Origin of the sequence: Oceanicoccus sp., from assembly GCF_029238675.1 — a bacterium.
In the GTDB taxonomy this organism is placed as follows: domain Bacteria; phylum Pseudomonadota; class Gammaproteobacteria; order Pseudomonadales; family Dasaniaceae; genus Oceanicoccus.
Map to the genome: position 1 here is coordinate 1 of NZ_JAQWFR010000008.1, position 13924 is coordinate 13924.

15 protein-coding genes and 1 tRNA gene are annotated in these 13924 nt (G+C 46.5%); 5 read left to right on the forward strand and 11 right to left on the reverse strand.

What is annotated here, in order from left to right:
- Window positions 1-736: 736 nt before the first annotated feature.
- The 3 genes from groL to P8H32_RS03235 all read right to left on the reverse strand — a co-directional run bounded on the left by groL (window position 737) and on the right by P8H32_RS03235 (window position 3404).
- Window positions 737-2392 carry a chaperonin GroEL gene (gene groL / locus P8H32_RS03225; RefSeq protein WP_301088512.1) on the reverse strand — a complete coding sequence of 552 codons (1656 nt, stop codon included), beginning with the start codon at window positions 2390-2392 and terminating at the stop codon, window positions 737-739.
- 53 nt (window positions 2393-2445) lie between these two features.
- The gene (locus tag P8H32_RS03230; protein ID WP_301088453.1) at window positions 2446-2739 is read right to left on the reverse strand and encodes a co-chaperone GroES; all 294 of its coding nucleotides are present in this window, start codon (window positions 2737-2739) and stop codon (window positions 2446-2448) included.
- A 182-nt stretch (window positions 2740-2921) separates the two neighbouring features.
- A complete protein-coding gene (locus P8H32_RS03235; protein WP_297291024.1) occupies window positions 2922-3404 on the reverse strand; it encodes an FxsA family protein in 483 nt (160 codons plus the stop codon).
- Between the two features lie 202 nt (window positions 3405-3606).
- On the opposite strand from P8H32_RS03235, the gene P8H32_RS03240 reads away from it, so the two are divergent.
- From P8H32_RS03240 to P8H32_RS03250, 3 genes are all read left to right on the forward strand, one after another.
- Window positions 3607-4368, forward strand: coding sequence for an SDR family oxidoreductase (locus P8H32_RS03240; RefSeq protein ID WP_297291025.1), 762 nt, complete (start codon window positions 3607-3609; stop codon window positions 4366-4368).
- 75 nt (window positions 4369-4443) lie between these two features.
- Window positions 4444-4755 carry an MGMT family protein gene (locus P8H32_RS03245; RefSeq protein ID WP_297291026.1) on the forward strand — a complete coding sequence of 104 codons (312 nt, stop codon included), beginning with the start codon at window positions 4444-4446 and terminating at the stop codon, window positions 4753-4755.
- A 241-nt stretch (window positions 4756-4996) separates the two neighbouring features.
- The gene (locus P8H32_RS03250) at window positions 4997-5554 is read left to right on the forward strand and encodes an NAD/FAD-utilizing enzyme (RefSeq protein ID WP_297291027.1); all 558 of its coding nucleotides are present in this window, start codon (window positions 4997-4999) and stop codon (window positions 5552-5554) included.
- Window positions 5555-5679: 125 nt separating this feature from the next.
- On the opposite strand, the gene P8H32_RS03255 is transcribed toward P8H32_RS03250, so the two are convergent.
- Genes P8H32_RS03255 through P8H32_RS03275 form a run of 5 tightly spaced genes read right to left on the reverse strand, consistent with a single transcriptional unit; the run spans window position 5680 to window position 10314 of the window.
- Window positions 5680-6018 carry a cytochrome C oxidase subunit IV family protein gene (locus P8H32_RS03255; protein WP_297291028.1) on the reverse strand — a complete coding sequence of 113 codons (339 nt, stop codon included), beginning with the start codon at window positions 6016-6018 and terminating at the stop codon, window positions 5680-5682.
- A gap of 50 nt (window positions 6019-6068) precedes the next feature.
- Entirely contained in the window at window positions 6069-6758 is a 690-nt protein-coding gene (locus tag P8H32_RS03260) for a heme-copper oxidase subunit III family protein (RefSeq protein WP_297291029.1), read from the reverse strand.
- Window positions 6759-6780: 22 nt separating this feature from the next.
- Window positions 6781-7440, reverse strand: a complete 660-nt coding sequence (locus P8H32_RS03265; protein ID WP_301088454.1) for a cytochrome c oxidase subunit 3 — start codon at window positions 7438-7440, stop codon at window positions 6781-6783.
- A 14-nt stretch (window positions 7441-7454) separates the two neighbouring features.
- Complete coding sequence (locus P8H32_RS03270) at window positions 7455-9200, reverse strand: cbb3-type cytochrome c oxidase subunit I (RefSeq protein ID WP_297291031.1); 1746 nt, start codon at window positions 9198-9200, stop codon at window positions 7455-7457.
- Between the two features lie 10 nt (window positions 9201-9210).
- The gene (locus tag P8H32_RS03275; RefSeq protein ID WP_297291032.1) at window positions 9211-10314 is read right to left on the reverse strand and encodes a cytochrome c oxidase subunit II; all 1104 of its coding nucleotides are present in this window, start codon (window positions 10312-10314) and stop codon (window positions 9211-9213) included.
- 309 nt (window positions 10315-10623) lie between these two features.
- Here P8H32_RS03275 and P8H32_RS03280 point away from each other — a divergent pair, with 309 nt between their 5' ends.
- Window positions 10624-11469, forward strand: a complete 846-nt coding sequence (locus P8H32_RS03280) for an RluA family pseudouridine synthase (RefSeq protein ID WP_301088455.1) — start codon at window positions 10624-10626, stop codon at window positions 11467-11469.
- A 25-nt stretch (window positions 11470-11494) separates the two neighbouring features.
- On the opposite strand, the gene P8H32_RS03285 is transcribed toward P8H32_RS03280, so the two are convergent.
- From P8H32_RS03285 to P8H32_RS03295, 3 genes are read right to left on the reverse strand one after another with little or no spacing between them, the layout of a single operon-like run.
- On the reverse strand, window positions 11495-12109 hold the full coding sequence (locus P8H32_RS03285; RefSeq protein WP_297291034.1) for a TPM domain-containing protein: 615 nt from the start codon (window positions 12107-12109) through the stop codon (window positions 11495-11497).
- On the reverse strand, window positions 12109-12870 hold the full coding sequence (locus tag P8H32_RS03290; protein ID WP_301088456.1) for a YgcG family protein: 762 nt from the start codon (window positions 12868-12870) through the stop codon (window positions 12109-12111). The genes P8H32_RS03285 and P8H32_RS03290 overlap by 1 nt, the downstream gene beginning before the upstream one ends.
- A complete protein-coding gene (locus tag P8H32_RS03295; RefSeq protein ID WP_301088457.1) occupies window positions 12870-13451 on the reverse strand; it encodes a LemA family protein in 582 nt (193 codons plus the stop codon). The genes P8H32_RS03290 and P8H32_RS03295 overlap by 1 nt, the downstream gene beginning before the upstream one ends.
- 179 nt (window positions 13452-13630) lie before the next feature.
- On the opposite strand from P8H32_RS03295, the gene P8H32_RS03300 reads away from it, so the two are divergent.
- Window positions 13631-13707: transfer RNA gene (locus P8H32_RS03300), tRNA-Pro, on the forward strand.
- Window positions 13708-13924 lie beyond the last annotated feature (217 nt).

Consider the following 13924-nt stretch of genomic DNA (forward strand, 5'->3'; position numbering starts at 1 on the left):
AAGGCATTCGCTTTTTCCGCCCTCCTCTACCCACAATTCCAACAGTGTTCCTTGCGGTCCACCTGCCCCGATATTACTGGGGCGGAACTACGGGCTTACCGAGTTCCAGTCCAATGACAAGAGTGATTTAGGCGCTGCCTATCCACCGGTGGCTTAATGTCAACGTATTCCCAGATGTAAGAGGAATAACCAGCCACATACCTTTTGGTCAGAGCTTAACAGCTACTTTAGCTCTTCGCGGTTGACGGTGTTTATCAGCAGTTCACTTACGTTCGCCGTGTCACCCAGCCTAGCACCTCATCCGCCTTGTAGCTGGCAGAATCGACAACCTTTCCTCACGGAAGAGTCATCCCTTTCGGGGTTACATTGTCAGGAAGCTTCGCACAAAACCGTTACCGGCGATGCACTATCCCTAGACTACTAATGGCTGAACAATAGGTCTCGATACCCTGTTGGGTGAGACAATCATTGACCTGGCTTTCGCCACCAAGGTGGTTTGCCAGAAAGAGCCGATGTGAAAAGTAATGACAAAACATCTGCCATCACTTGTTGAAGCTCATCGCGGTTGCGATAAACCCCTGAGTGAACAAGCCCGAGTTTCCAGGCTCGTATGCGCTAAAAGCGCTAACGAGACCAGTTATCCGGGCTATTCACCCGGATCACCGGTTCGTTCTACTTACTATTTTGCTGGATTTGTATAGCCCAGCAGGTTAGCCACCTTGCGACTCTCGTCGCACTACATCATACCGCCCATTCCACCCATTCCACCCATGCCGCCCATATCAGGCATAGCAGGAGCAGCGGCAGCAGCTTCAACAGGAAGATCAGCAACCATAGCTTCAGTCGTGATCATCAAACCAGCAATAGAACCAGCAGCCTGCAGTGCAGTACGCGTTACTTTGGCAGGATCAAGAATACCCATCTCGATCATATCGCCATACTCACCGGTACCAGCGTTAAAGCCGAAGTTACCTTCACCGCTCTTGATCTTATCAAGAACTACTGAAGACTCATCACCCGCGTTATCAACGATTTGACGCAAAGGCGCTTCCATCGCACGACGTGCCAGATTGATACCCACAGTTTGGTCATCGTTCGCGCCCGTCAGGCCTTCAACAGCCTGTAAAGCGCGAACCAGGGCAACACCACCGCCAGGTACAACACCTTCTTCTACCGCAGCGCGAGTTGCGTGAAGTGCATCTTCAACACGGGCTTTCTTCTCTTTCATTTCAACTTCAGTGGCAGCACCCACCTTGATTACTGCAACACCGCCAGCCAGCTTGGCAACACGCTCTTGCAGCTTCTCACGGTCGTAGTCAGATGAAGTGTTTTCGATTTGAACACGGATAGCACCAACGCGATCCTGAATGGCAGCCGCATCACCAGCACCATCAACGATTACAGAGTTGTCTTTATCCATAGTGACACGCTTGGCAGTACCTAATTGCTCAAGAGTAACCGCTTCAAGCTCAAGGCCGATCTCTTCAGAGATTACAGTACCGCCAGTTAGAACAGCGATATCTTCAAGCATAGCTTTGCGACGATCACCGAAGCCCGGTGCTTTACAAGCTGACACTTTAACAATGCCGCGCATATTGTTAACAACCAGAGTCGCTAGCGCTTCGCCTTCAAGATCTTCAGCGATAATAACTAATGGACGACCGGCTTTAGCAACCTGCTCCAATAAAGGTAGCAACTCACGAATGTTAGAGATTTTCTTATCAACTAACAGGATGAACGGAGTTTCCTGTTCAACGGTCATGTTTTCAGAGTTAGTGATAAAGTAAGGAGACAGGTAACCGCGATCAAACTGCATACCTTCAACAACGTCTAATTCATTCTCAAGTACGTTGCCTTCTTCTACCGTGATAACACCTTCTTTACCGACTTTTTCCATTGCTTCTGCAATGATGTCACCCACTTGCTCATCACTGTTAGCAGAGATAGAACCCACCTGGGCGATAGCTTTGCCATCGGCGCATGGCGTGGCCATTTTCTCAACTTCAGCAACCGCAGCGGCAACAGCCTGGTCAACACCACGCTTAAGGTCCATTGGGTTCATGCCGGCAGCAACAGATTTCAAACCTTCGTTAACGATAGCTTGAGCAAGAACGGTAGCAGTCGTGGTACCGTCACCAGCGTCGTCAGACGCTTTAGAAGCCACTTCTTTAACCATCTGCGCGCCCATATTTTCAAGCTTGTCTTCCAGCTCGATTTCTTTTGCAACAGACACACCATCTTTAGTGACCGTAGGTGCACCGAAAGCTTTATCCAAAACGACATTACGACCTTTAGGGCCCAAAGTTGTTTTTACCGCGTTAGCAAGAATGTTTACGCCGTTCAGCATTCTTTGGCGAGCTTCATCACCGAATATTACTTGTTTAGCCATGATTTCTTTCCTTTAAACTGAATTCTTTATCTAATAAATCTTTGAATCTCTTGGGCTTAACCCAGGATACCCGCAATTTCACGCTCAGACATAATGACGTACTCTTCACCATCTTCTTCGATAGTAAGGGCGCCATGCATATGCTGGGCAAAGATAACTTTGTCGCCTACTTTAACTTGCAAAGCGCGCACATCACCGTTTTCTAAAACTACGCCTTCACCTACGGCAACAACTTCACCGCGGTTTTGAACTTCTTTAGAGGCACTAGTCAGTACGATACCGCCAGCTGAGGTTGCTTCTTCTTCGTTGCGACGCACAACAACGCGATCGTATAACGGACGAATATTCATTTTGGTAGATCTCCCAAAATTGTTAGTGGATGCTTATGGTTTATTGAATGCCGGAAAACCGGGATGCTGCTGTATGATGGGGGCGGGTGAATCGATATCAAGGGGAGTGATGGATTTTTTTAGCGCTCTATTGCCACGAGTACTAAAAATAGAAAAACAACTAATAAAAACAAAAGCTTATATTACTCATCGCGCTTGTACTCACCCTCAATCACCGAACCGGATTGCTCTCCAGGTCGAGTTTTTGAAGCTCCCAAACTCTCTGAAGAGCGAAATGAAGACTTAAAGTTGGCATTGCGGCCATAGGAGGCCATCACCATCCCCTGCCTTAGCAATAGAGCCACCAGTAATTTACGGCTAAAAGGCAATAAACAGGCAAAGCCAATGGCATCGGTAATAAAGCCGGGCGTTAGTAGCAGCGCACCGCCCACGGCCAGCATCACCCCTTCCAGAATATCACCCGCAGGTAACTGCCCCTGTTCCATCTGCTGGTTTACACGAAGTAAGGTATTCATCCCCTGCTGTCGCAGCAAAGCCAAGCCGATGGCCGCTGTAAGAAAAACCAGAAAGATAGTGTTTAAGGCACCGATTTCGGAGCCAACTTCAATCAACACCCACATTTCAATAATAGGAATGGTAATAAACAACAGTAGGAAAAGTCGCATTAGGCAGGTCTCTATGATCTCAATAATGGGCAAGACTAATAACCGAACAATGGGGGCACAAGAGGCCAATTTCAAGCCCGGGGCTTTTGATAGCAAGGGCTGCAATTGTAAAACCGCCGGTTTACTGAAATAATGCGCCCCGATTTTTTACCCAAACAAATACTTCCAGCTTCATAAAGGCAACAACAAAGGTGCAGATATCATGAATCTTAACGGGAAAGTAATAGCGGTTACTGGCGGCGGACAAGGGCTTGGCCGCTCCATGGCATTGGTACTGGCAGCTAAAGGTGCCAAGCTGGCATTGATAGACTTAAACCAGGAAAAACTCGACGAAGCGGTAGAGCTTTGTAAAGCCGCTGGCGGTGATGCCAAAGCCTATATCGCCAACGTTGCCAAAGAAGAAGATGTTATCTCAACCTTCGACCAAATCGTTGAAGACTTCGGTACATTTAATGGCGTTATCAACAATGCCGGTATTCTTCGTGATGGACTGATGCTAAAAGTTAAAGACGGCGAGATTGTTAAGAAGTTAAGCCTTGCTGAGTGGCAGGCGGTTATTGACGTGAACCTTACCGGTGTTTTCCTCTGTGGTCGTGAAGCGGCTGAGCGTATGATCAAACTGGGCACTGAAGGCGTTATCATCAATATCTCCAGTATTTCCAAAGCCGGTAATATGGGCCAGAGTAACTACAGTGCAGCTAAAGCCGGTGTTGCAGCTATGGCGGTAACCTGGGCTAAAGAACTGGCTCGCTACGGTATTCGCGCAGCGGCTATTGCCCCGGGCTTTATTGCTACTGATATGGTTGCCAGTATGAAACCAGAAGCCCTTGAGAAAATGACTGCCGGTATTCCTTTAAAACGTCTGGGTACCCCTGAAGAAATCGGTCACACCTGTGCTTATATTTTTGAGAATGATTATTTCACAGGCCGGGTTGTTGAAATGGACGGTGGTTTACGCATTTAACCATTTGTCATTCCCGCGCAGGCGGGAATGGCGGTCCTCCTTGAAAAATCATCTTCACCGCGTATGCTGTGAATCATGACTGAATCCAATCAGCAACGTATCTGGCAGGTTGTTAGCCAAATCCCCGAGGGTAAAATAGCCAGTTATGGTCAAGTAGCCGCTCAAGCTGGTATCCCTCAAGCGGCGCGATTAGTCGGTAATGTACTTCGCAAACTACCTGAAGGCAGCAACCTGCCTTGGCATCGAGTAGTGAATAGCCAGAGAAAGATTTCATTTCCCATAGGCTCCCCCGCCTACCAGGAACAAAAGCAACGGCTGCTGTTAGAAGGTATTGTGTTTAACAAAGAAAAAATAGCCATTAACCACCTTGCATGGCATTACCTCTAACTATTTTATTAAATCCCGATAAAGTCTATTAAACAACCTCCTTATTCTTTTATCTGCTTTAAACGGTAGTTAATTATCATTCCCAGCGAGCTATACTTGATGATGAGCGTATAGCATTAATGAACCAAAACCCATGGGCAAGCGTACTCACTTTTAACAGTAAAGCATTAGTTATGCATACTGCAGCTAACACCTAATGATTCACAGGGCCGATGCACACGCTAACAACAAGGGGTAGACCATGAAAAGACACTTTTATATCAGTAAAAACCTCGATGATCTTGAAGCAGTAGAACACGAGCTTGAAGATCAAGGTGTAGCTACACCACAAATACACGTACTGAGCCAAAACGATGCCGATGTACAACATCATCACCTCAATGAAGTTGAAGCGGTGCTCAAGAAAGACGTTGTGCATTCAATGGAACTCGGTGCCATTGTTGGTGTAGTTGCAGCAATATTGGTTTTAGCCATCGCCTACTTTGCAGGCTGGACTGAAAGCGCAGCCGGTTGGATACCGTTTATATTCCTGGCGATTGTTGTATTAGGATTTTGCACTTGGGAAGGAGGCCTTTTTGGTATCCAGGAACCCCATTATCAATTCAAGCAATTTCAGGACACGCTTAAGCAAGGCAAACATATTTTATTTGTTGATGTCACCGAGCAACAGGAAACTGTGCTAGCTCGTATTGTGGAAGCGCACCCTCAATTAGAAGCTGCCGGTGAAGCAGAATCTACACCGGAGTGGGTGGTTGAATGGCAGAAGAATTGGAAGGGGTTTGTTAAAACGATGCCTTAACAGAGGCTTTTAAAAAGGGAGCTTTGCTCCCTTTTTTTTGACTGTCATTCCCGCGAAGGCGGGAATCCAGTGGAACATGCAGGCTGGATTCCCGCCTTCGCGGGAATGACAGGGGTGAGAGAATCTTAGCCACCCTCACCAAAATAAATAATTCGGGAAAGCATGGTTGTATCACCTTCTACAGCCATCAATGCAATTAATATTAACAAGCATAAAGGCGGCAATAAAATCGCATACACCAGCGCCAGCCGCTCCCACATCATATGCATAAAGATGGCAATAATTAAACCGGCCTTAAGTAACATAAAGATAATAATCAAAGTCCAGCGCAAGTAACCCTGGAGATTGATATAGTCCACCATATAAGACAGCGTACTGAGCACAAATAGCAATAGCCAAATCTTTAAATAGATACCAATAGGATGCTGCTGACCATCACCCTGTGCATGAATTGTATCTGACATAAAACCTCCTCCCTCGTAGTGCATAATGAAGTGCTGTGCCTTACATCACGTCACCAGAGATAAAAGAACGCAAAAATAAATACCCAAACCAAATCAACAAAGTGCCAATAGAGCCCCGTTATTTCAACGATTTCAAAGCCGGTGTCATCGTAGTCCCCACGTTTAACTTTAAAGGCAACCACCAACAAATAAATCACACCGATAGAAACATGAAGCCCGTGAAAACCGGTAATCATAAAAAAGGCTGCACCAAATTGCGCTGCCCCCATCGGATTTCCCCAGGGGCGAACACCTTCCTCAATTAACTTAGACCACTCAAAGGCCTGCATCCCCACAAAGGAGGCGCCCAGTATTGCGGTTACCAGCATTAGCCAAAAGGTTTTTTTCTTATCCCGTCGATAACCATAGTTCACCGCCATTGCCATCGTGCCGCTACTGGTAATTAAGATAAAGGTCATAATGGCAATCAACAGCAAAGGCACATGTACGCCATTAACCGTCAGTGCAAACACTTCACTGGTCAGGGGCCAATCAACGGTTGTCGACATGCGCACCGTCATATACGACACTAAAAAACAGCTGAATATAAAAGTATCACTGAGCAAGAAGATCCACATCATCGCCTTGCCCCAAGGCACATCCCTAAAGGCTTCTATTTCGCCGCCCCAATCATCCGAAACGCCTTGCCAGCCCTTCGACTCTTTTGAAGACCCTGTTGAAGACCCTGTCACTGTAGACATAGCACTCCCCTTTCGTTAGTCATCACAGTCCACATAAACGCACTAATGCCGCATAGGTTTCAGGCGAACTGGTTAGCAGCCCTAACAAAACAAACCACAAACCCAACAAGTAATGCCAATACATGGCACACAATTCAATACTTGAAGATAACTGTTTAATAGGCATGCCGCGCCACGCTTTAACAACTGTTTTACACCAGGCCATCAGGCCACCCGCCAAATGCAGACCATGCAAACCGGTTAATAAATAAAAGAAACTATTGGCTGGATTAGTCGAGACGAAATAGCCCAGGCTCATTAACTGCTGCCACACCGCCAACTGCCCGCCAATAAATACCAGCGAGAAAAACCCTGCCAGTACCAGTGTTTCAACAGTACGCCTGGCTTCCTGCTTGCGAGAGGATATTCTGGACCATTGCAGAAAAATACTGGCAAGCACCAATGCCCCGGTATTAATCCATAGTGGCCAGGGGTTCGCGAGGGGCTTCCAGGGTGCTGATAAATGTTCCCAATCAGCAATTTGTGAACGAATTAAAAACGATACAATAAATAAAAAGAATAATGAGGTAATCACCGCCATTAAAATCCGCAAACCGGTTTTTGCCCTAAGCGCAATGACCTCTGGAGTTTCTTGCCACTCGTTAGCACCACCACCAACACTTTCAAAGCCAGATGTTTTCATAAGCTGGGCCGCAGTCATAGTTTCACCTTATTCGCTTCAAGCTCTTGTTCCGAAACGTTCTGGGGAACAAAGTCCTCTTTCACCCCCGGCACACTGTAGTCATAAGGCCAGCGATGCACGACAGGCAATTTCTCACCCCAATTACCGTGCACCGGGGGCGTTTGTGGCGTCTGCCATTCCAGCGAAGCAGCATTCCAGGGATTAGGCCCCGACTCTTTACCTTTAAAAGCACTGTGGATCATATTGTAAATAAACAAAACTTGTGCAGCGCCAACAATCAAAGCAGCGATGGTAATAAAGGCATTTAAGTCGTGGGCTGATTGCGGAATAAACTCATAGGCCGTGGAATCGTAATAGCGCCTTGGCATCCCCAATATCCCCAGGTAATGCATTGGGAAGTAAATGGCATAGGTACCAAGAAAGGTAATCCAAAAGTGCCACATACCTATCTTGTCGTTCATCATCCTGCCGGTAATTTTGGGAAACCAATGATAGATAGAACCAAACACAACCAGTACCGGCGCAACACCCATCACCATATGGAAATGAGCCACTACAAAATAGGTATCTGACAAGGGTATATCGACGATAACATTGCCGAGGAATAAACCGGTTAAACCACCGGCAAGGAAAGTAAAGATAAACGCTACAGCAAATAGCAGCGGCACCGTCATATGGATATCACCTTTCCATAAAGTCAGTACCCAGTTATAGACTTTTATCGCCGTTGGCACAGCGATAATTAAAGTGGTAGTCGCAAAGAAAAAGCCAAAGTAAGGATTCATACCACTGACATACATATGGTGAGCCCAAACAATAAAGCTCAGCACACCAATCGCCACAATGGCCCAGACCATCATTTTATAGCCAAATACTTTTTTGCGGGAATGCACACTGAGAATATCCGAAATCATCCCGAAAGCAGGTAAGGCAACAATATAAACTTCAGGGTGACCAAAAAACCAAAACAGATGTTGAAATAAAATCGGGCTACCACCGTCATAGTCGGTTTGCTGCCCCATTGAAATCATTTCTGGCATAAAGAAGCTGGTGCCGATAGTGCGGTCTAACAACATCATTACACCGCTAACAAACAGCGCAGGGAAAGCCAGCAAGGCTAAAATGGTTGCCATAAAAATGCCCCAGACCGTCAGCGGCATTCTAAGTAAGGTCATACCGTATGTACGAGCCTGGATAACGGTGGTGACATAATTTAAGCCACCCATGGTTGCAGCAATGATAAAGACCAGCAGCGAAACCAGCATCAGGATAATGCCCCACTCCATTCCCGGCGTACCCGCAGTAATTGCCTGCGGCGGATACAGCGTCCATCCCGCCCCCGTTGGCCCACCCGGCACAAAGAAGCTGGCCAGTAAAATAATCACTGAGAGAAAATAAAACCAGACGCTCAGCATATTGACGAAGGGGAAAACCATATCGCGAGCCCCCACCATCAGCGGTATCATATAGTTGCCAAAACCGCCGAGAAATAATGCCGTCAACAAATAGATCACCATAATCATACCGTGCATGGTCATAGCCTGGTAATAGGTATTGGCATCCATAAATTCCAAACTACCGGGAAAACCAATTTGCATACGCATCATGGCCGATAACACCAGAGCGATAATGCCGGCAAAAATAGCGATCAGCGAATACTGAATCGCAATCACCTTATGATCTTGACTCCAGACGTACTTACTCCAAAAACTATGGGGCTGGTGGAGTGCTTCTTTTTCTGCGTCGTGTACGTAGGCCATTCTCTACTCCTTAGGGAGTTGACTTAATATATTCAACCAGGGCATCCAGCTGCGAATCACTCAATGGATAAGCCACCATGACTGGCGCATAATCTTTTACCATTTTTGCATTGGGGTCAGTAATAGATTCTTTAAGATAGGCCTCATCAGCAACCACTGTTGTGCCATCCATCAATACTTCTGTTTTTCCAAATAAGCCCTTCCAGGTAGGCCCTAAACTCTTACTACCATCAATACTATGGCAAGCAAAACAACCACTGCTTTCTGCTAACTGCCTGCCTTGCTCAACACCACCGTCATCACTACCACTTACTAAACTACTGGCAAATGTCGGCTGTTCCGACAACCAGGCTTGATAATTTTCAGCACTATCAATAATCATATGCCCTTTCATATTGTAATGGGCGACACCACAATACTCGGCACAGAGAATTTCATAACGACCTTCTTTAGTAGGTGTAAACCAAAAATAAGAGACCTGGCCGGGAACCATATCCATCTTGGCGCGGATCTGGGGAACATAAAAGTTATGCAAAACATCCAGTGAACGCAGCACCATTTTTACCGGCTTATCAATCGGCAAATGCAGCACATTAGTATTGATTAATAAATCGTCTTGACCATTGGGGTCATCGGGGTCGAGACCAAAAGGATTATCCATACCGATTAATTTAACTTTGGCATGCCCTAATTTTCCATCTTCACCGGGAAGGCGAAAACTCCACATCCACTGTTTACCAACCACTTCAACTTCAGTGGCACCTTCCGGCACATGAACAAAATCGTCATAAACCACCAAACCAGGCGCCAACAGCGCACAGATGCCGACCGTAGTAATACCGGTTAGCCACCATTCCAGCTTTTTACTATCGGGCTCGTAGGAAGCTTGATGTTGACCATTTTCAGACGGCCCGCGATGCCTGAATTTCACCAGGGCATAGACCACAAATAAAGTAATCCCCACAAAGAAGATACCGGTAATCACCGAAGTAATGACAATGATGTTATCTATCGACCCCCAGTTGGAGGCGACGGGTGTTGCGGACCAGGGGTTCACAAACTGAAAGATTGTAGAACCGATAAGAAGAACAACCAATATTATTGCTAAAGCCATACCTAGATCATCCTTTCGGTTAAGGTTTGCGGCGCGACACTAATACATCTGACTGCTACGACTGACTGTTTTAAATAGCCGAGCATTGTAAAAAAGAGATCTTATATTCTTACTCATTTTTACAAGCTATATCCTGTAGCTACAAAAAACATTTCGCTTAAGTCTATAGACAATAACTCTTCTTCTACACCCCATTGATTAGACGCTTTTAGCATATTAGGCATATCGCTTAGCTTGAAGTTAAATAATATTAGCGGGAAAGGTTAAAATTCTGCACAATACCTTTATCCATACTCACCTTGAGTCATCATGAGCCCAACATCACTCAATTTTGAAAAGCATATTCCTGTTGAAAGCGATCAGTTAACCGCTGTCGATATTCTTTCCATCCATACAGAACTCTCTAAAAACCAGATTAAAGACGCCATGCAAAAAGGGGCGGTATGGCTTAGCCATCAACAGCAAACACAACGACTACGTCGGGCTAAAAGTACTTTTTCGGTAGGTGATGAGTTGCACCTTTATTATGACCAACAGATTCTGGCCAGTGAGCCCAACCCTGCAATAATGATCGCCGATGAAGGCAGCTATAGTCTTTGGTATAAGCCTTATGGAGTGTATTGCCAGGGCACAAAATGGGGGGATCACTGCACTATTAATCGCATCGCCGAGAGGCAATTGCAGCGGCCTTGTTTTATTGTCCATCGCCTGGATAGAGCCACAACGGGGTTGGTAATTGTGGCCCATAAAAAAACTGCCACTGCGGCGCTGGCTGCTTTATTTGAACAGCGACAGGTTGAAAAGCATTATCAAGCAATTGTTGCGGGTCACTTTCCGGCGGTAGACAAAGCTGAAACGATTAACAGCCCCGTTGATGGCAAGCCTGCGGTTAGTCATATTAAAACGGTGTCGAGCAACGAACAATTCTCGCTGGTCAGTATCCATATTGAAACTGGTCGCAAACATCAAATACGGCAGCATTTAAGCCGTGCGGGGTTTCCGATTGTGGGTGACCGGCTGTATGGAAACACGCCGCAATACGACCGGGATTTGCAACTATGTTGTTACGAGCTTCGGTTTCAGTGTCCGATTGATGGTAGCCTGAAACACTACTTATTGGATCAGGCCCTGACTCTGTCACTGCTGGATCTGTGACAGGAAATTCTTTTAAAAATAGTGGTCAGATCAATATCAAATGGTTTGGCAATTCATTTTTGCTACTAGTCGCTGGTGAATGCTGCGCTAGCAAATCACCACAGGCATTAATGCAAGCAATTAAACCCTGCTGGGTTTGCCCTGCTTTAATCGCCGCAATAAAGTCATCAACAATACCCTGCCACTGCTCCGCAGAAACATGCTGATTAATTCCCCTATCAGCAATAATTTCTACATAGTGCTCGGCCTCAGAAACAAAGATCAACACACCACAGTCTTGCTCGGTGTGATGCAGGTTGTTGTCTAAAAATTGCCGGCGCGCCAAATTCGATGCCCGCCAATATTTTACCGAGGAAGGAATGATCCTGAACAGGATAAAAGGTAGCCTTAATACGGCTGCCAATAGGGCAAAAACACCTAATTGCCAGAACAGAATATCCAGTGTTTCCAGCCAGACACCACTTAACCAAATAACGCCCGGTGCTAACAGCGCTAATACTGCCGCCCACAAAGTGGGGATATAACGATAATCATCAGCCTGCCCTGCCAACACAGTGACTAGCTCAGCATCAGTCTGTTTTTCTACTTCATTAATAGCATCACTGACTGCTTGCAACTGACTTTCTTCTAATAAACTCATTACCAACCTCCCGAAGCGCCGCCGCCACCAAAACCGCCGCCACCGCCTCCGAAGCCGCCACCGCCAAAACCACCACTGCGACGACCACCAAAGCCGCCGCCTACGCCATAGCCAGAACCATACCCAGAACCATACCCAGAACCATAGCGACTACCATAACCACCAAATCCGCGCCTTGAAGAACCTAAGCCCAAGAAAGGACCCAACAGTATCAATAGCAGCAAAAACCCAAAATACCCTGAGCCACGCTTGTTAGTGCGGGATTTACGCTCGACCATTTTATATTCACCCCCTAAGGCATCAATAATCGCCGTAACACCCCGGCCAATACCATTGGCAAACTGGCGCCGTTTAAACTCAGGCAAAATCACCCCCTGAATAATATTGGCACTGATGGCATCGGTAAGCGTTCCCTCAAGACCATAGCCCACTTCAATCCGCACTTTACGTTCGGCTTTGGCAACGATGAATAGCACACCATTATCCTGGCCCTTCTGCCCAATGCCCCACTCGCGCCCCAACTGATAACCAAATTCTTCAATGCTATAACCCTGTAAATCATCAAAGGTGGCCACTACCACTTGATTGCCAGTAGCTTGTTCATGGGCTTGCAGTTGCTGACCCAGTTGGCGCTTTGCAGAGTTACTTAAGTAAGAGGCAGCATCAACCACCTGTCCGCTGAGTTTGGGGAACTCTGGCGCAGCCTGGGAGAAACTGACCCAACAGCAAAGCAAGCCAACCAGCAGTTTTGAAATAGCCATTAAAACGCTACCGCAGGGGCAGCTTCAGCGCCTTGCGTTGTCGCCTGGTAGGTATCTCTAATCGGCATATCGCTATACATTAATGAATGCCAAATCTTACCCGGGAAGGTACGGATTTCAGTGTTATAGATTTCCACTGCAGCAATATAGTCACGGCGAGCTACCGATATACGATTTTCGGTGCCTTCAAGTTGAGACTGTAAAGCGAGAAAATTCTGGTTGGATTTTAAATCAGGGTAGCGCTCTACCACCACCATTAGCCGCTTTAAAGCACTGCCTAGCTGGCTTTGGGCAGCTTCAAACTTTTGCAGAGCCTCCGGGTTATTTAACACATCCCCGGATACCTGCATAGAAGACACTTTGGAGCGGGCCTCTACCACCGCCGTTAAGGTTTCTTTTTCCTGGGCAGCATAGCCTTTAACCGTTGCCACAAGGTTAGGAATAAGGTCTGCCCTGCGCTGATATTGGTTCTGCACCTGCGCCCAGCTGGACTTCACCTTTTCATCATTGGTAGGGATGTTATTGATTCCACAGCCAACCAAGGTCACCGAAACAAGTAATAGCGTTAGAAGTCTAATCATGATGTTCTATTCCTTTGATTATTAGCAGCGCGATAGTAGCACGATACCCCTCTGGAATAGTCATAAATCAGGCTGTTTTTATACGCTAATACACTGATTTTTATCCCGAATTCGGCTTGTTCCCGAAAGGCATTTCGGTATAATGGCCGTCCTCCAAACTGCTAGGCAGTTAAATCTTTCGGGGCGTAGCGCAGTCTGGTAGCGCACCACACTGGGGGTGTGGTGGTCGCAGGTTCAAATCCTGCCGTTCCGACCAAATTCCTTCTATTTATCAATCGGTTACGCTGGCAGTACATTAAAACTGTCAGCGCGCAACCTCCTGCGTGACTTCCACGCTTATAGCCCTTCCCTTCCGGGCTCTACCCCAAACAATTCTTAAGATAAGACAGCGCTTGCACCAATAATGATATGTTGTATCATATCAAATTAACTTTACCACCACTCATCAATTCGCCAATATCGGAGCGTTCCAT